This window comes from Mycobacterium sp., assembly GCF_032159565.1.
GTDB lineage: Bacteria > Actinomycetota > Actinomycetes > Mycobacteriales > Mycobacteriaceae > Mycobacterium.
On the sequence record NZ_JAVHWR010000127.1, the window covers coordinates 69,570 to 85,296 of the forward strand.

Here is a 15,727-nt window from a genome sequence, read left to right on the forward strand (position 1 = left end):
AGCGCCCTGTGCGCTTCCGATACGTCAACGATATATCGGAAACTATCGTGATGCAACGTTCGGGGGTGTCCCGGCGGTGGCCCGGTGCGTTTTCGGGCTGACACCGTAGGCCCGCTTGAACGCACTGCTCAATGCGAACGGCGTGCTGTAGCCGACCTGCCTGGCCACCGAGGCGATCGTCGCGCTGCTGGTTCGCAAGAGATCTGCCGCGAGCGCCAGGCGCCAGCCGGTGAGAAACGCAATCGGCGGCTCGCCGACCAGTTCGGTGAATCGACGTGCGAACACCGCGCGCGAAGTACCAACCGCTGCAGCAAGATTCGCGACCGTCCACGGATGCGCAGGGTTGTTGTAGATCAACCGCAAGGCCGGCCCGACCATCGTGTCGTGTTCCGCGTGCCACCACGGCGGGGCGTTCTCCTCGCGGTCGAACCAGATGCGCAGCACCGCGATCAGCAGTAGGTCGAGCAGCCTGTCGAGATAGGCCTCCTGGCCTGAACCATCGCGACCCGCCTCCGCGGCGAGCAGCTCTACCAGCGGGGAGTCCCACTCGTGTGCGCGCAGCACCAGCACGGCCGGCAGGGCATCGAGCAGTCGGCCGCTGACCTCACTATGGCCCTCGTAGGCGCAGACGATCGACCGATCGGACCCGCTGGAGCTGTTGCCCCATGTCCGCACCCCGAGCGACATCTCGAAACGGAGGTCGTCGCCGGAGCGCGTGGTGCAGCGTTGACCGGGATGGATGACGATCGTCGGCGGTGTCTCGGGATCGTCGGCGAACAGGTAGTGCTCGGTGCCGCGGGTCAGTGCGACATCGCCTGCGTCGAGCCAGACGGTTGCGCTGGTGTCGCCGACGATGGCCGCCCGACCGCGGGTCTGGCAGATCAAGGTCAGCGGCGCCTCGTCTTGAATGCGCATCGACCACGGCGGATCCAGCATCATCCGCAACACGAAGGCGCCGCGCGCCCGCACTCCGTCGAGCAGTCCGGCCACGGCATCCACGCCCCGAGGTTACCGCCGGTCAAGCCGATTCGAGACGGATGCGTATGCGATCGGGACAGTCAGCGATGGATCGTCTCGACATCGGCCCGTTGACTCTTAGTCATGAACACGAGCCCAATGGTCATTCTCACGTCCGTCGTTGTGATCGCCAGCGCGGCCGCCGCAGGGATGATGTACGTCTTCTCCACCTTCGTGATGCGGGGACTGGATCGCACCGGTCCCGTCAGTGCGATCACCGCGATGCGCGGCATCAATGTCGAAGCGAACACCAACGCGCCCTTCCTGCTGGCCTACTTCGGGGCCGCACTGCTCGCAGTCGCCGTCGGGCTGGCGGCAGTCGTCCAGATCCGTCAGCCGGGCAGCGGATGGCTGTTGGCGGGCGCGATATTCGGGGTGCTCGGCGCGATCATCACGATCGCCTTGAATGTGCCGCTCAACAATCACCTCGACACCGTCGACCCCTCGGGGCTGTCCGTCGCCGACGCCGCCCGCGAATGGCATGCGTACCTCTCGGCGTGGACGGTGTGGAACCACGCCCGCACCGCCACCGCCGTCATCGCACCCGCGTTGATGCTGTGGGGGTTGCGGTACCGCTGAGACGGCTAACTGGGAGGCGCGAAGCCGCCGCCGGGAGAAGCGGGCGGCGGCCCCGGTGAGCCGGGTGGGGGGACCCACTGCGCCGGAGCCGCCCACGCCGGCGGCTCCGGATGTGTCGGCCGCAGCCGTTCCAGTTCCCGCCGGTGCCGCTCCGCAAGCACAGCGGCGAGCACGTACTGCGGAGGAGCACCGGGCGGCGGGGGCGGAGAAATACGCGCGACCACCTCACCGGCGATGCGGTACGCCATCTGGTCGCGGATTTGCGGGTCCAATTGCGGTGCGCGAGCGAGGAATTGACGAGCCAACTCGGCCTGCTCGGGGCCGAGGCCGGACAGCTGCAGAGACGAGGCCCACCACGCCAGCGACGGAGGCATCACCGGCGGCGGCGGCAGTTTTGGCCCTCGTTCACTGATCACCACGGTGCCCGCGAACACATCGCCGAGGCGTTTGCCCTTCGGCGACAGCAGGCTGCAGATCACCGCAGGGCCGCCGAAGAACATCCAGATCTCGATGAACGACGCCAGCCCGCGAAACAGTGCCTGCCGGAATCGTTCCGGGCCGCCGTCGTCGGACACCACCCGAAGGCCGAGCGCCATCTTGCCCAGCGTCCTGCCGCGGGTTGCGCTCTCGAAGATCACCGGATAGCCGATCAGCGTGAGCACGGTGAAGATGACCAGCACCGCCCCCGAGAGGGCCGGGTCGAACGTGCTCAGCGTCACCGCCCACAGCATCATGCCTGCCATGTAGCCGACGAAGATCACCGCGATATCGATCAACGCGGACAGCGCCCGCACAGGCAGCTGGGCGATCTGAACATCGAGGACGACGGCGTCGCCGGTCACCACCTGTTCTGCCTGGCCGACCATTCCCGCCAGGCTACTAGGATTTGCCAGGTGGATGTCGACGCGTTCGTGCTGGCCCATCGCCAGACGTGGAACCGGCTCGACGAGCTGGTCAAGCGGCGCAGGCGGCTGACAGGCGCCGAGGTCGACGAGCTCGTCGAGCTTTATCAGCGCGTGTCGACGCACTTGTCGATGGTGCGGACGTCATCCAGCGATTCGGTGTTGGTGGGCCGGCTGTCGTCGCTGGTGGCCAGGGCCCGTTCGGCGGTCACGAGTGCGCATGCACCGATGTGGAGCGAATTCGTCCGGTTCTGGACGGTGTCGTTCCCGGTCGCCGCCTACCGGTCGTGGCGCTGGTGGGTTGCTACGGCCGTCGCGTTCTTCGCCGTCACGGTGATCATCGGGATGTGGGTGGCGGGCAATCCCGAGGTACACGCGGCCATCGGAACTCCCAGTGAGATAGAGCATCTGGTCAACCACGAAGTCGCCGACTACTACAGCGACAATCCCGCGGGATCCTTCGCGCTGCAGGTGTGGACGAACAATTCGTTGGTGGCCGCCCAGTGCATCGGCTTCGCGCTTCTGCTCGGCATACCGATCCCCTATGTGCTGTTTCAGAACGCCGCCAACCTCGGGGTCATCGGGGGCCTGATGTTCGACGCGGGAAAGGGCGACATCATGCTCGGCCTTCTCACCCCGCACGGCCTGCTGGAGCTGACCGCCGTGTTCCTGGCGGGCGCGGTTGGCATGCGGCTGGGGTGGACCGCGATCTCACCCGGCAACCGGCCGCGCGGCCAGGCGCTCGCCGAGCAGGGCAGGGCGGTGGTGTCCGTTGCGGTCGGGCTGGTCGTCGTGCTGCTGGTCTCCGGCCTCATCGAGGCCCTCGTCACGCCGTCGCCGCTGCCGACCGTGGTGCGCATAGGTATCGGTGCGCTCGCCGAGGCCGCGTTCCTGGCCTACATCATTCACTTCGGCCGAAAGGCTATGGCGGCGAACGAAACCGGCGATATCGACGACGCGCCGGACGTCGTTCCGACGGGCTGACCTAGAGCCTTCGAGGCGGACCTAGAGCCGGCCGGTGGCCTTCATCGCCAGATAGTGGTCGGCCAGCGCGGGTGCCAACTCCTCCGGCGGTGCGTCGACGACATCGACCCCGTGGCGGCGCAACCGCGACGCGATGCTTCGCCGGTCGTTGCGCGCCCGCTCGGCGGCCGCGGCGTCATACACCTGGGCGGCATCCGCCCGCCCCGCCGCCAGTTGATCGACACGAGGATCGGCGACCGCCGCTATGAGCACCTGATGTCTGGCCGACAACTGCGGCAGCACCATCATCAAGCCTTCGTCGAGCGCCGACGCGTTCAGATCGGTCATCAGCACCACCAGCGCACGTCGGCGGACGCGCCGCTGCACGGCGGACACAATCGCGGTGGCATCCGACTCGACCAGTGCGGGCTCCAGCGGTGCCATCGCATTGACCAGTGCAGCGAGCAGCTCGGTGCGGGAGGCGTTGAACACACCGGCCCGACTCACCCGGTCGTGCGCGAGGAAGTCGACGTGGTCGCCGGCCCGGGATGCCAACGCGGCCAACAGAAGCGCCGCATCCATCGACCAGTCCAGGCGCGGCCAACCGCCGGGATCGGCTCTGGTGGGGTCGACGCCCACGCGGCCAGCCGATGTGCGGCCGGTATCCAGCACCAGCACGATCCGGCGGTCGCGCTCGGGCCGCCAGGTGCGCACCACCACGTCGGCGCGGCGGGCGGTGGCGCGCCAGTCGATGGAGCGGACGTCGTCGCCGATGACATATTCCCGCAGAGAGTCGAATTCGGTGCCCTGGCCGCGGATCAGCACGGGCACTGCGCCGTCGAGCTCGCGCAGCTTCGCCAGCCGCGACGGCAGATGCTTACGCGACAGGAACGGCGGCAGGATACGGACCTGCCATGGCACCCGGTGTGAGCTCTGCCTGCCCGCAAGGCCGAGCGGACCCAGCGAGCGGGCGGTGACCAACGCCGAGAGCTGGTCGCCGCGACGCACCGGCCGCAACCAGGTGTCCACCTGAATCTGTTGCCCCGGCGTCAAATCCACTGGATGTGTGCGGGGCTGCGCGCCTGCACTCGGTGGCCAGGCGTCGCGGACCTGCCCGCGCAGGCGACGCCGCCCCGCATTCACTATCGACAGCGTGGCGGCGACCGGCTGACCCAGCCGTGCGGCGGTGTCACCGGACCTGGTGAACTGCAGCTGACGGGTGCCGGCGGCCAATGACACATCCACCGCCACCGTGATCGCCAGCACCGCGAGCAGCATGAAGAAAGCCGTTGCGGGCCAAGGTGACAGAGCGATCGGCAGCACGCAGATCAGCGCCACCAGGCCGGTGCGGCCGGTGAGAACCACTATCGGGGCACCGGCACGGCAGCCAGGATGCCGTCGAGCACAGCGTCGGGGTTGGCGCCCTCGAGTTCGGCTTCCGGCCGCAACGCGATCCGGTGGCGCAGGGTCGGCCGCGCCATCGCCTTGACGTCGTCGGGGGTGACATAGTTGCGGCCCGACAGCCACGCCCAGGACCGAGCAGTGGCCAGCAGTGCAGTGGCACCGCGCGGCGAGACACCGAGTTGCAGCGACGGTGAATGCCGTGTGGCACCGGCGATGTCGACGATGTAGCCGAGCACTTCGTCTGCCACCAAAACCTCGCGTACCGCCGAGCGTCCCGCGGCGAGTTCACCCGCACCCGCGACGGGCTGCACCGAGGAGAGGTCCCGCGGGTCGAAGCCGCGCGCATGCCGGTTCAGGATCGCGATCTCCTGATCGCGCGGTGGCAGAGGCACGTTGAGCTTCAGCAGGAATCGGTCCAGTTGTGCTTCCGGCAGCTGGTAGGTGCCCTCGTACTCGATCGGGTTCTGGGTGGCGGCGACGATGAACGGATCGGGCAGCGGACGTGGATCGCCCTCGACGCTGACCTGACGTTCCTCCATCGCTTCGAGCAGCGCCGCCTGGGTCTTCGGCGGTGTCCGGTTGATCTCGTCGGCCAGCAGCAGGTTGGTGAAGACCGGGCCCGCGTGGAATTCGAATTCGGCGGTGCGCGCGTCGTACACCAGTGAGCCGGTGATGTCGCCTGGCATCAGGTCGGGGGTGAACTGGACGCGCTTGAAGTCCAATTGCAGTGCGGCGGCGAGCGTTCGCACCAACAGTGTCTTGGCGACGCCGGGTACACCCTCGAGCAGCACATGGCCGCGGCACAGCAGCGCGATCACCAGGCCGCTGACGACGGCGTCCTGGCCGACGACCACCTTGGCGATTTCGTTGCGAAGCGCCAACAACGCGTTTCGCGCTGAATCCGATGTCGCCGTTGCGGCTCCGGAGGTTTCGGCTACTGGCTGAGTCACGACTGTGCGACCTGCCTTTCGATGTCGTCGAGCATGTGGGCAAGGTTTACCAGGTCGGCGTCGGTGGCCGGCGGCGCGCCGAAAAGTGCGTGTCCGACCATCTGTGGATCTCGGCCGGTGCGCTGAGCGACTGTTTGGACGATGACGTCGGCGTCGGCGTTGGCGCTGAGGCCGAGCCGGGGAATGAGTCGTTGCAGGGTTGCGGTGCGCAGCGCATCGGCGGCGCGGTCACCGGCACGATGCGACCGGTAGAGCCGGCCGCGGCCCTCGACCGTCTCGGAGGCGCGCACGACCACCGGAAGGTGTTCGGCGACGAGCGGACCGATGCGTCGGACCTTCCACAGCGCGAGCAACAGCACGACCAGGCACAGCTGCCAGACGATCCACGTCACGCGTTCCGGTATCAGATCGGAAAGCGATGCGCCGCCAGACGATTCGCCCTCCGCGTGCTGCGGCGCATACCAGATCACCCGCGATTGCGTCCCGGCGAGGTTCATCGCCAGCGCGGCATTGCCCTGTTTGGGCAGGCCCGAGTTGGTCATGAAGTCGGCGCCGCCGACGACCGTCACGGTGCGGCCTTCATCGGTGTAGCGGACCACGGCACCCTCGTAGCATCGCGTCACCGGGACATCGCCGGACGGCTCGAAGGTGTCGCTTGAGCCGAGCTGCACATCTCCGGCTCTGGTGGCTTCGCGCAGATCGCAATCCGGCGAGCCGCCGACGGTGGCCGCCGCGGCCCGTCGGACCTCCGGCGCGAGGACCTCCCTGGTGCGCGACAAGGGCTCGACCACGAGCCGGTCGCCGGGCACCGAGGCCAGCCGCCGCAGCACGTCGTCGTCGACGAGGTGATTGGTCTGCACCGTCAGCACCAACGAGTCTGGCCGTGCCCCTCGTTCGACAGCGGCGATGTCGTCGGCGACGACCACGTCGACGCCGCGGTCGCGCATCAAGGTGACGAGGGCGTGCGCACCTTCGGGAGACGTTGCGGCGGGGTCCATCCGGCCGCCGGGCCGGGGCGCAGTCAGCAGGGTGCTGACCGTGAAGACGGCTCCGACGACCAGCAAGGCGGACAGCACCCAGCGGCCGGTACGCCAGTGCTGCCTGGCCGTTGGCGTGACGGCCGTTTCGACGGGCGTCATCGTACGGCCGTCCAGCTCTCAGCCGCAGCCGCAGGTGCGGTGATTCTCGCGGGCCCACGGGAGCGCAGATGGTCGTCGAGATCGGCGATCATGCGGTAGGCGGGCTCTGTCCCGGGCCGCTGTCCGTAGCTGACGTCATTGAAAGCGGTTGTGGCCTGGAGCAATTCGCTCAACAGGCCCGGCAGCACCACGCCGCTGTCCTTGGCGAGCTCGGTCGCTGTGCGGCCCGGCACCGGGTTGAGCACCCCGTCTTCCTCGAGTTGACGGGCGACGGCCCTGAGCCGGTGGCGGATGGCCGCAGCCCAATTGCCCTGTGTCGCATACTGTTGCGCCGTGGCCCGATGCGCAGCGGCGGTCAGCTCGTGCGAATCGAAGAGTGCGTGTTCGCCGCCGCGGTCGGTGCGCATCGTCCGTCGGGCGATTCGCACAGCGACCACGATCGCAACGGCGAGGACGATGAGCAGGACGGAGATGGTGAACCAGCCGCCGGGCAGCGAGGAACCCTCTTGGGCGATGCGGTAGAGCAGGTCGTCGAGCCATTCCGCAAAGCGCTCGGTCAGAGACGGTTTGGGATAGATCGGCTTGGCGAGCTCGTGCTGCGCCGCCTCCCGCGCGGCGTCTCGGTCGATGTCGATCGCGGGCACGTCAGGGCTGCCGGGTGAGCCAGAGGTGGTCGGTCGAGTCGGGCGCCGCACCCGGTGCGGCGATCGCCGCGCCGGTCTGCAGCACCAGGTCGAACGCCTCGGCACGGATCCGCCGATCGGTGTAGAGCAGCACCACCGCGCCCGCACTGAACGGCGCCGTGATGATCTGGCCGACAGCGCCGCCGATGGCGACGAGCGCCAGCGCGATCAACGTCATCGTGGTGGCTTCCGCACTCATCAGAAGAATTTGCCCGGTCAAGCTGAAAGGTATCGACACCGCCGCGGCGACGATGCCTGCGACCAGCGTCGCCAGCAGCCGGATCCCCAGCACCCGCCAGAAGTCACCCTTCACCAACCTGATCGACCGCTTGACCGAAGGGACGACACCGAGGCGCTCCAGCACGATCAGCGGGGGAGCGAAGCTGAGCACCGTCCACAGATAGACGAGCAACGCGATCAACCCGAGTCCCAGCGGGATGGCGAGGACGAACGCCACGGCGCCGCTGAGCGATGCGACGGCGACGACGACGAACACCACGACGAAGACGGCAACGGCGACCGCGAGAAGCCACAGCAGCGTGTAGCCGAACAGGGGCAGCAGCCGCCCGCGGACCCGTCGCCACGCCTCACCGATCGTGATGCCTGCGCCGAAGACCGCTCTGCCAACGATGACCGTCAGCATGCCGCTGAGCACGATCGACGACAGCAGTGTGGTGATCGTGCCGGCGATGCCCGACGCGGATGACCCCAGCTCCGCGGCCCTCGACGCCTCCTCGCCGCGGAGCACGGCGAGTTCGCCCATGGCGGCCAGCGGCCCGATCTGCAGTGCCAGCCCGATCAGCTGAGCGATCACCACGACGATCGTCGTCAGCCCGAGCGTCGCCTTCGGGTTGGTCCGGATGTAGGAGAAGGCGCCGTTGAGGATGTCGGTCAGGCTCAGCGGGCGCAGTGGGATCACGCCCGGCTTGATTGCGGGTGGCGCGTACGGCGCCCCGCCGTAGCCCGGCGGGCGATAGCCGGACGGCGGGTAGCCGGGATAGCCGGGCGGCGGATAGCCCTGGTAGCCGGGTGGAGGGTAGGGCTGATAGCCCGGCGGCGGGTAGCCGGGGTAACCGGGCGGCGAATAGCCGGGCGGCGGGTACCCAGGGCTGCTCATGGCAACCATCCTGTCGATCACCGTGAAAATTAACAACGCGACCAGGTGGTGTCGGCCACGACCGGCGCGAGATTGTCGCCGGCCGACTCGGCTGGTGGCGGTAGCGTCTGCGTCATGGCGGAACTCAAAGACCAGCTGCGGGCAGACCTGACCGCGGCGATGAAGTCGCAGGACAAGTTGCGCACGGCAACGCTGCGGATGCTGCTGGCCGCGGTCCAATCCGAGGAGGTCTCCGGTAAGGAGTCGCGTGAACTATCCGACGCCGACGTGCTCAAGGTATTGGCAAGGGAGTCGAAGAAGCGTGGCGAAGCGGCCGAGATCTACACCCAGAACGGCCGCGGCGAACTGGCAGCCAACGAACACGCCGAGGCCCGGATCATCGACGAGTACCTGCCCACGCCGCTGACCGAAGCGGAAGTGGCCGACGTGGTCGACACCGCCATCGCACAGGTCAGCGAGGCGAACGGGGAGGCGCCCGGCATGAAACAGATGGGCCAGGTGATGAAGGCCGCGACCGCGATCGCCGCGGGTAAGGCCGACGGGTCACGGCTCTCGGCGGCGGTCAAGGCCAGGCTGTAGCCGTTTCGGCGTCCGACACCCGGGTAACTAGGTGTCATGACGCGTTTTGGCTACACCCTGATGACCGAACAGAGCGGACCCAAAGAGCTTGTCCGTTATGCCGTTTCGGCGGAGCGTGCCGGGTTCGACTTCGAAGTCTCCAGTGACCACTTCTCGCCGTGGCTGTCGTCACAGGGCCACGCGCCGTACGCGTGGTCGGTGCTGGGCGCCGTCGCTCACGCCACCGAGCGGGTCGAGCTATTCACCTACATCACCTGCCCGACATTTCGGTACCACCCCGCCGTCGTCGCCCAGAAAGCGGCCACGCTGCAGATCCTCGCCGACGGCCGGTTCACCCTCGGCGTCGGCAGCGGCGAGAACCTCAATGAGCACGTCGTCGGCAAACGGTGGCCGACGGTGGCGCGCCGTCACGAGATGCTGCGGGAAGCGATTCAGATCATCCGCGAGTTGTTCGGCGGTGAGCTCGTCGACTGGAAAGGTGAGTATTTCGAGGTCGATTCCGCCCGGATCTGGGACGTCCCGGAGACTCCCGTTCCCATCGCGGCGGCGGTATCGGGTCACCGCTCGGTCGAGATGTTCGCACCGCTGGCCGACCACCTGATCGCCGTCGAACCCAACAAGGACCTGGTGGACTCCTGGCATGAGGCAAGGCGCGCGACGGGACTGCCCGGTGACGTGCGGGTGATCGGCCAGATACCGGTCTGTTGGGACCCCGACCGGGACGCCGCGATTGCCCGGGCACACGATCAGTTCCGCTGGTTCGCAGGCGGCTGGTCCGTGAACGCCGATCTGCCCACCACGGCCGGCTTCAGTGCCGCAACGCAATTCGTCAAGCCCGAAGATGTCGCTGAATCCATTCCGTGCGGTCCGGATCTCGACGGGATCGTCGACGCTGTACGGGAGTACTGGGAGGCCGGGTTCACCGACATCGCGCTGGTGCAGATCGGCGACGAGGGGCAGGAAGAGTTCCTCGAAGAAGCAGCGGGACCGCTGTTGGAAAAGCTGCGAAGCCAAGCGCCTCGATAGTCCGTTTGGTGCCGCCGTTGCCGGGTACACCGGCCCGACCTGCAGATCTCCACAGTCCGACTGCAGTCCGTCAACAGCCGGGAGGCGCCCATGTTCGTCCACAACAAAGACCTTCAATTCGAGGTTCGGGTGAGCCGACCCGATCCCAGATTCGCTTCATTGCTGATGGAGCAGTTCGGCGGCGCGAACGGCGAACTCACCGCGGCGTTGCAGTACTTCATCCAGGCATTCGTTCTGCGGCAGAAGAATCCGAAGATGTACGACTTGTTCATGGACATCGCGACCGAAGAACTCAGCCACCTCGAGATGGTCGGCTCCACGATCACGATGCTGCTTGACGGCCTGAACGACGATCTCAAGCTGGCCAACGAGCGGTGTGACTGGATGCCGACGGTGGCCAACGCTGATGGCCGCGAGCAGGCGATCCATCAGGTTGCGGTGAACCCGATGTTCTTCGTCCTCAGCGGCGGCGGCCCTGACGCCAAGGATTCGGCAGGCAACAACTGGACGGGTGCGTTCATCGACGCTAACGGGGACCCGACGGTAGACCTGCGCAACAACCTTGCCGCCGAATCTCGCGCGAAGATCGTCTACGAATACCTCAAGCAGTTCACCGACGATCCGGGCGTGCAGGAGACGTTGACCTTTCTGATGACCCGGGAGATAGCCCACTATCAACAGTTCACCGCTGCACTCAACGAACTCCCGGTCAACTTCCCGCCCGGCACCCTGTCGGGCGACGATCGCTTCCAGAACGTCGCATTCAACATGTCCAACGGCGGAGGCAGGTCCTCACGCGGGCCATGGAATCAGGGACAAGGCCCGTGGCCGGAGGGCATGAAGTGGAAGTACGTGCAGAAGCCAGAAGAAGAGTGGCTTGGCACGAAGCTACGGGAGAACAAGGGCGAGAAGAACAACCCCGAGGGTGAACCGGCGGTGCCGTGCGAGAAGCCGTTCACTCACGAACAGCGGATGCCGACAACCTGATTCATGCAATGGGGACCGGTGTCGTCGTATGGCGACACCGGTCCCCACGTATGGAGGTCAGTGTTGTTGTGGATCGGGCGGATTCTTTTCCGTGCGTCCGCTCACTGCGTCGCGCACGTGATCTGCGATTGCCGCACCCATGCCCATCGTCTTCAGCACGGTCGGGTTCGGCGGAGTGTCGGGATGTGGGCGCGTCGGCGCGACTTTCTTAGCCGTCTCCAGCTTTTCGCCGATCTTCTCTCGTTCCTCGCGGCTGACCGTCGCTTCGAAGGCCGGCCACACCACGTCTTGCTCATACGCGATGTGTTCACGGCCCACCTTGACGAACTCCTGTAGCGCATCGTGGTAGTCGGCATCGCCGGGCTCACCGTCTTCCAGCCGCTGCAGCAGTTTCTTTCCGGCCTGCTCTTGCGCGATCGCCTCGTCGGCGAGTTCGTCGCCGTTGTCGAGTGCGTCGCGCACGGCCGGCCAGAAGAACTGTTCCTCGACGGCCTCATGCTGAGACTCGGCGATGATCAGGTTGGTGACCATGGTCTCCAGCCCGCTGCTGTGGGCGCCGGACCCTGTGGGTGCACCATCGAGTACCTCGAGTATGCCCAGCACGCTCTTGTGGTCTTCTCGCAGGAACGTCAAGGCGTCCATGTGTTGTTGCCTTTCACCGGGATCGGGGGTCCGCTGCACATACCCCCGGCCGGGCGATTGAAACGGGTTGTACAGGGGTAGCTCCTTCGGGACGAAGGAGGCCGCGATGACGGTCGGTAAAGGAATCTACGACGACGAAACGGCCGACGAGCCCAAGGGCGGCAGGCCAGGGCCCGCCGATGAAGGTCGCGACGGCGGCATGGCGACACGAGAGAACGCGCCCGATGTCGCAGAGCCCGATCAGGAGCCGACGGACTGACCTCTACTCGGCCCTCGCGGCCCTCGCGGCTTCGTCGGTAGGCGGCACGTCGGAAACCGGTCAGCCACCCGGGTGCGAGCGCGACGCCGGGACCGGTGTGCAGTACCGGGTCGAACGCGACCTCGTTGCGATCCGGAATGACGTTGCGCAGCGTCAGGCGCGCCAACGGCAAGAACCCGCCGGTGCCCGCCGCCTGATCGATGTCGAAATCCAGCCCGGTGGACCGGATTCTGTTGCGAATGGTGTCGAGGGCCACGCCCGTCGCATCGACGGGTGTTATCAGCCTCGCCCGCAACCACCAGACGCCGCCCGCGAAGCGAAACGGCATCAGGCTGGAGAACGTGGCGCCCGTCCAGGACGCCACGGGAGAGAGTGCGACGCGGCCGACGCCGCCGCCGAGGGAGGAAGCGAGAAGAACGTCCCACGGTGTCGCCGCGGGCGACCGCGGCGGCATGCGCCACGCCAGGCCGGCGATATCGGGTAGCGCGCCCGGCAGGCCTGCGCCCTTCGACACGCGGCCGGTGACGTCGCCGGTCGCCAAGGGCAATCCTTCGCCCGCCGGCGCGAGCCGCTCGAGTCTGCCCTCGGCGAGCACGCCAATCGGATGGAACAGCCGACGGTTGCGTACAGCCGAGCCCAGGCGCACCGGCAGTGCGGTGATATCGGAGATTTCCACCCGTTCTGGTTGCCCCCGTCCGCGCCGAGCAAACCGTAGCGCTGGTTTAACACCGGCGATATCGGGCATTAATTCAGGGCTTGAAGTTTCACGATCACGTTTGAAAGGCCGACGTTGACCACTGCTTACAACGACTGGGATGCGCCGGTCGTCGCCGAGGGCGTCTATACGCCGCAGGAAGATTCCCAACTGCTCATCAATGTCATGGAGAAGACGGGGCTGGCGCGCGGACGCCGGGTCGCTGATCTGTGCACGGGCAGCGGGGTCGTCGCGATCGCGGCGGCCGATCAGGGTGCCTCCGAGGTCACCGCATTCGACATCTGTCCGCGCGCCGCACATTTCGCCCGGCAACAGGTTTTGACGGCCGGCGTCGATGTGGCGGTGCATCTGGGCTCGTGGGCACGTGCGGTCGAATTCGGTCCCTACGACCTGGTGGTCTGCAATCCGCCCTATATTCCTCACGATCCGGGCGTCGACAGTCTCGAGTTGCCGTCGCACATCGGGCCGGCTCGCGCCTGGGATGCCGGCTATGACGGCCGACTCGTTCTCGATCCGTTGTGCGCGTCGATGCGGGATCTGCTTGCCGAGGGCGGCACGATGCTGCTCGTGCAATCCGAGTTCGCCGAACCGCGCAAGACGCTGGCGGCGCTGTCGAGTTATGGCCTCGACGCCGAAATCCTTGCCTGGGAATGGATTCCGTTCGGACCGGTGCTGTCGGCTCGGGCGAAGTGGCTCGAGGACACCGGACGGCTCGACCCCGGCCGCAGGGAAGAGGAGCTGGTCGTGATCAGGGCCGACAGAGCATGACCGGCGACGACGCCCGCTTGGTGCGGGTGGTGCCGTCCGGCCCGGTGATGGTGCAGGGGCCGGTGAAGATCGAGATGCCCGACGGCAGCGTCGTCGAATCCGATCGCTTCATGGTGGCGATCTGCGCCTGCCGCCGTTCGAAGAATTATCCGTTGTGCGACACCAGCCATCGAAAACGTCAGCGGGGCGCCACCGCGTCAACCCAGCGGCCTGCGTAGCGACGACCGTCCGGACGCCCAGCAGTCCGTCATGTACGCGGCCAGGCGGCCTTCGACCAAATCCATTGCTCTGATTCCGAATACCACGTCTCGATCCAGATGCGGTTCGGCGGCCACGAGTTCGCCGACCACGTCGACTCGAACCACCTGCTCGTGGACGGCGTCTGCTTCGACGTGCTCGGCATAGAAGCGGACACACGGCGCCGGTGCGCCGAGCCGCTGCAGCGCATCGACCAGCCGGCGCGAGCCCGGTGGAGAGGTGATCTCGGTGCACGCGAAATGCCCTATCGCCGCGCCGCGCAAATCCCGGTGCAGCCCGAACATCGACATCAGGTTGACGGCCGCCAGAGACTCAGCCGGCACGGCGTCGAAGTAGCCGAGATACGACGAGTCCAGCCCTGCGGCCGCCATCAGATCGGCGAACAGCTGCTGATGGATTCGGTCGCCGTGGCCGCCGCCGTACTCGTCGAATTCGATGGCGACGAAGGACGCCTTGGCCTGGCCCGTCAGCCGGGGGATGACCCAGGCGTGCGGATCGCCCTCTTTCAAGTGGTACAGCGAGCGATGGACGAAGTACTCCTGCATCTGCTCCCAGGTGCCCTCATCGCGCAGATAATACGACGGGCCCGTGCCGTCAGCCGGTTCGACGCACAACGCGTCCATCTCTGCGGCCGCGGTGTCATCGTCGGCGATGTCGCCCACGTCGCGGCGTACCGCTTCGAGGAACACCTCCTCGAGTTGGCCGCGCAAAGCCAGAAGCACCGGGTTCCACTCCCAGCGGGGATCGACACCGGCGAACCCGCGGTAGTGCAGCTCGTAGCAGACGTAGAGGGCTAGGTGCAGATCCAGCCCGTACGGGTCGGTATCACCGATTGGCAGCGCGACAGGGGTGAACGAGCGCTGCGGCGGGCGGCAGGCAAGCAACCCGAGAACGGTTGACGACAGGGGCCCCGTCGCCCAGGGCAAAGCGGGTTCGAGCTTGGGTGATGCCAACGTCACGCAGCAATTGGTTCCCTGCGCTGTCCGCAGCCAAACCAGGCGGCGCCGAATGTCTGTTCGTTGACAGCTGAAAAGACAGCGCTTTCGACTCTCAGGCAGCTGGAAGTTTCCGAAGGGCCGCATTGAGGGAACTCGGTAAGGTGCGTGGCTCGGAACGTCCGAGCGCGAGAACCGAAGGAACGTGTCATGGGCGTCGGAGACAAAGCCAGCAACAAGATCGACGATCTAGGCGGCAAGGCCAAGGAAGCTGCCGGTAGGGCGACCGGTGACTCGAGCACCGAGAACGAGGGCAAAGTCGACCAGGCGAAGGCGAGCCTCAAGGACGCCGGAGAGAAGGTCAAGGACGCTTTCAAGAAGTAGCTCCGCTTTGCCGTGCCGGCCCGCCACCGACTTTGTGACTGGTGGCGGGCAGAGCCTTATGTGTGGCGGGCGCGGACGGCGCGCTTCCTGCCGCCGTCAATGGTGGTTCCCGCTGTTGGCCGGGTAGGCGTGGACGAGGGCGGACGATAGCTTTGGCACGGCATGGGTCAGCGTGTGCTCGGCTTCATGCGCGATGCGGTGGGCATCGGCAAGACTGGTGGCGGGGTCGATGTCGAGTTCGGCGTCGGCGTACAGCCGGTGTCCGATCCAACGCATCTTCACGCTGCGAACCTCGGTGACGCCGGGCTCTGCGGCCAGTGCAGCTTCGGCCGAGTCGACGAGTTCGGGGTCTACCCCATCCATGAGGCGGCGGAAGATGTCTCGTACTGCGGTACGAAGGACGGCCAGAATAGCCACGGT

19 protein-coding genes are annotated in these 15,727 nt (G+C 66.8%); 8 read left to right on the forward strand and 11 right to left on the reverse strand.

Features of this window, described 5'->3' with window-relative positions; genetic code table 11:
- Positions 1-42 precede the first annotated feature (42 nt).
- Positions 43-999, reverse strand: coding sequence for a helix-turn-helix transcriptional regulator (locus QOC76_RS16240; RefSeq protein ID WP_526358092.1), 957 nt, complete (start codon positions 997-999; stop codon positions 43-45).
- 102 nt (positions 1,000-1,101) lie between these two features.
- Between QOC76_RS16240 and QOC76_RS16245 the strand changes: the two genes are divergently transcribed.
- On the forward strand, positions 1,102-1,596 hold the full coding sequence (locus QOC76_RS16245) for an anthrone oxygenase family protein (protein ID WP_526358094.1): 495 nt from the start codon (positions 1,102-1,104) through the stop codon (positions 1,594-1,596).
- A 5-nt stretch (positions 1,597-1,601) separates the two neighbouring features.
- Here QOC76_RS16245 and QOC76_RS16250 read toward each other — a convergent pair whose 3' ends face one another.
- On the reverse strand, positions 1,602-2,462 hold the full coding sequence (locus QOC76_RS16250) for an RDD family protein (protein WP_526358096.1): 861 nt from the start codon (positions 2,460-2,462) through the stop codon (positions 1,602-1,604).
- Between the two features lie 27 nt (positions 2,463-2,489).
- On the opposite strand from QOC76_RS16250, the gene QOC76_RS16255 reads away from it, so the two are divergent.
- The gene (locus QOC76_RS16255) at positions 2,490-3,482 is read left to right on the forward strand and encodes a stage II sporulation protein M (protein WP_526358098.1); all 993 of its coding nucleotides are present in this window, start codon (positions 2,490-2,492) and stop codon (positions 3,480-3,482) included.
- A 21-nt stretch (positions 3,483-3,503) separates the two neighbouring features.
- Here the strand turns inward: QOC76_RS16255 and QOC76_RS16260 are convergent, their stop codons facing one another.
- From QOC76_RS16260 to QOC76_RS16280, 5 genes are read right to left on the reverse strand one after another with little or no spacing between them, the layout of a single operon-like run.
- A complete protein-coding gene (locus QOC76_RS16260) occupies positions 3,504-4,826 on the reverse strand; it encodes a DUF58 domain-containing protein (RefSeq protein ID WP_526358100.1) in 1,323 nt (440 codons plus the stop codon).
- Entirely contained in the window at positions 4,826-5,815 is a 990-nt protein-coding gene (locus tag QOC76_RS16265) for an AAA family ATPase (RefSeq protein ID WP_526358102.1), read from the reverse strand. The genes QOC76_RS16260 and QOC76_RS16265 overlap by 1 nt, the downstream gene beginning before the upstream one ends.
- Positions 5,812-6,954, reverse strand: coding sequence for a DUF4350 domain-containing protein (locus QOC76_RS16270; RefSeq protein ID WP_526358104.1), 1,143 nt, complete (start codon positions 6,952-6,954; stop codon positions 5,812-5,814). Before QOC76_RS16270 ends, QOC76_RS16265 begins: the two co-directional genes overlap by 4 nt.
- The gene (locus QOC76_RS16275; RefSeq protein ID WP_526358106.1) at positions 6,951-7,598 is read right to left on the reverse strand and encodes a DUF4129 domain-containing protein; all 648 of its coding nucleotides are present in this window, start codon (positions 7,596-7,598) and stop codon (positions 6,951-6,953) included. Before QOC76_RS16275 ends, QOC76_RS16270 begins: the two co-directional genes overlap by 4 nt.
- A gap of 1 nt (position 7,599) precedes the next feature.
- Entirely contained in the window at positions 7,600-8,763 is a 1,164-nt protein-coding gene (locus tag QOC76_RS16280) for a DUF7847 domain-containing protein (protein WP_526358139.1), read from the reverse strand.
- A 105-nt stretch (positions 8,764-8,868) separates the two neighbouring features.
- Between QOC76_RS16280 and QOC76_RS16285 the strand changes: the two genes are divergently transcribed.
- From QOC76_RS16285 to QOC76_RS16295, 3 genes are all read left to right on the forward strand, one after another.
- Positions 8,869-9,333, forward strand: a complete 465-nt coding sequence (locus tag QOC76_RS16285; RefSeq protein WP_526358108.1) for a GatB/YqeY domain-containing protein — start codon at positions 8,869-8,871, stop codon at positions 9,331-9,333.
- A 36-nt stretch (positions 9,334-9,369) separates the two neighbouring features.
- Positions 9,370-10,359 (forward strand): LLM class F420-dependent oxidoreductase, encoded by a 990-nt coding sequence (locus tag QOC76_RS16290; protein ID WP_526358110.1) that lies wholly within the window; start codon positions 9,370-9,372, stop codon positions 10,357-10,359.
- A gap of 90 nt (positions 10,360-10,449) precedes the next feature.
- Complete coding sequence (locus QOC76_RS16295) at positions 10,450-11,346, forward strand: manganese catalase family protein (protein ID WP_526358112.1); 897 nt, start codon at positions 10,450-10,452, stop codon at positions 11,344-11,346.
- 57 nt (positions 11,347-11,403) lie between these two features.
- On the opposite strand, the gene QOC76_RS16300 is transcribed toward QOC76_RS16295, so the two are convergent.
- A complete protein-coding gene (locus QOC76_RS16300) occupies positions 11,404-11,988 on the reverse strand; it encodes a hemerythrin domain-containing protein (RefSeq protein ID WP_526358114.1) in 585 nt (194 codons plus the stop codon).
- A complete protein-coding gene (locus QOC76_RS16305) occupies positions 11,976-12,923 on the reverse strand; it encodes a phosphodiesterase (RefSeq protein ID WP_526358141.1) in 948 nt (315 codons plus the stop codon). Before QOC76_RS16305 ends, QOC76_RS16300 begins: the two co-directional genes overlap by 13 nt.
- Positions 12,924-13,037: 114 nt before the next feature.
- Between QOC76_RS16305 and QOC76_RS16310 the strand changes: the two genes are divergently transcribed.
- Positions 13,038-13,730 carry a HemK2/MTQ2 family protein methyltransferase gene (locus tag QOC76_RS16310; protein ID WP_526358116.1) on the forward strand — a complete coding sequence of 231 codons (693 nt, stop codon included), beginning with the start codon at positions 13,038-13,040 and terminating at the stop codon, positions 13,728-13,730.
- Complete coding sequence (locus QOC76_RS16315) at positions 13,727-13,948, forward strand: CDGSH iron-sulfur domain-containing protein (protein WP_526358118.1); 222 nt, start codon at positions 13,727-13,729, stop codon at positions 13,946-13,948. The genes QOC76_RS16310 and QOC76_RS16315 overlap by 4 nt, the downstream gene beginning before the upstream one ends.
- On the opposite strand, the gene QOC76_RS16320 is transcribed toward QOC76_RS16315, so the two are convergent.
- The gene (locus QOC76_RS16320) at positions 13,928-14,947 is read right to left on the reverse strand and encodes an iron-containing redox enzyme family protein (RefSeq protein WP_526358120.1); all 1,020 of its coding nucleotides are present in this window, start codon (positions 14,945-14,947) and stop codon (positions 13,928-13,930) included. The genes QOC76_RS16315 and QOC76_RS16320 overlap by 21 nt on opposite strands.
- A gap of 186 nt (positions 14,948-15,133) precedes the next feature.
- Between QOC76_RS16320 and QOC76_RS16325 the strand changes: the two genes are divergently transcribed.
- Complete coding sequence (locus QOC76_RS16325; protein ID WP_526358123.1) at positions 15,134-15,307, forward strand: CsbD family protein; 174 nt, start codon at positions 15,134-15,136, stop codon at positions 15,305-15,307.
- 96 nt (positions 15,308-15,403) lie between these two features.
- Here QOC76_RS16325 and QOC76_RS16330 read toward each other — a convergent pair.
- Positions 15,404-15,727, reverse strand: a 324-nt coding sequence (locus tag QOC76_RS16330) for a cation transporter dimerization domain-containing protein (protein ID WP_526358125.1), incomplete at its 5' end; no start/stop codon positions are given.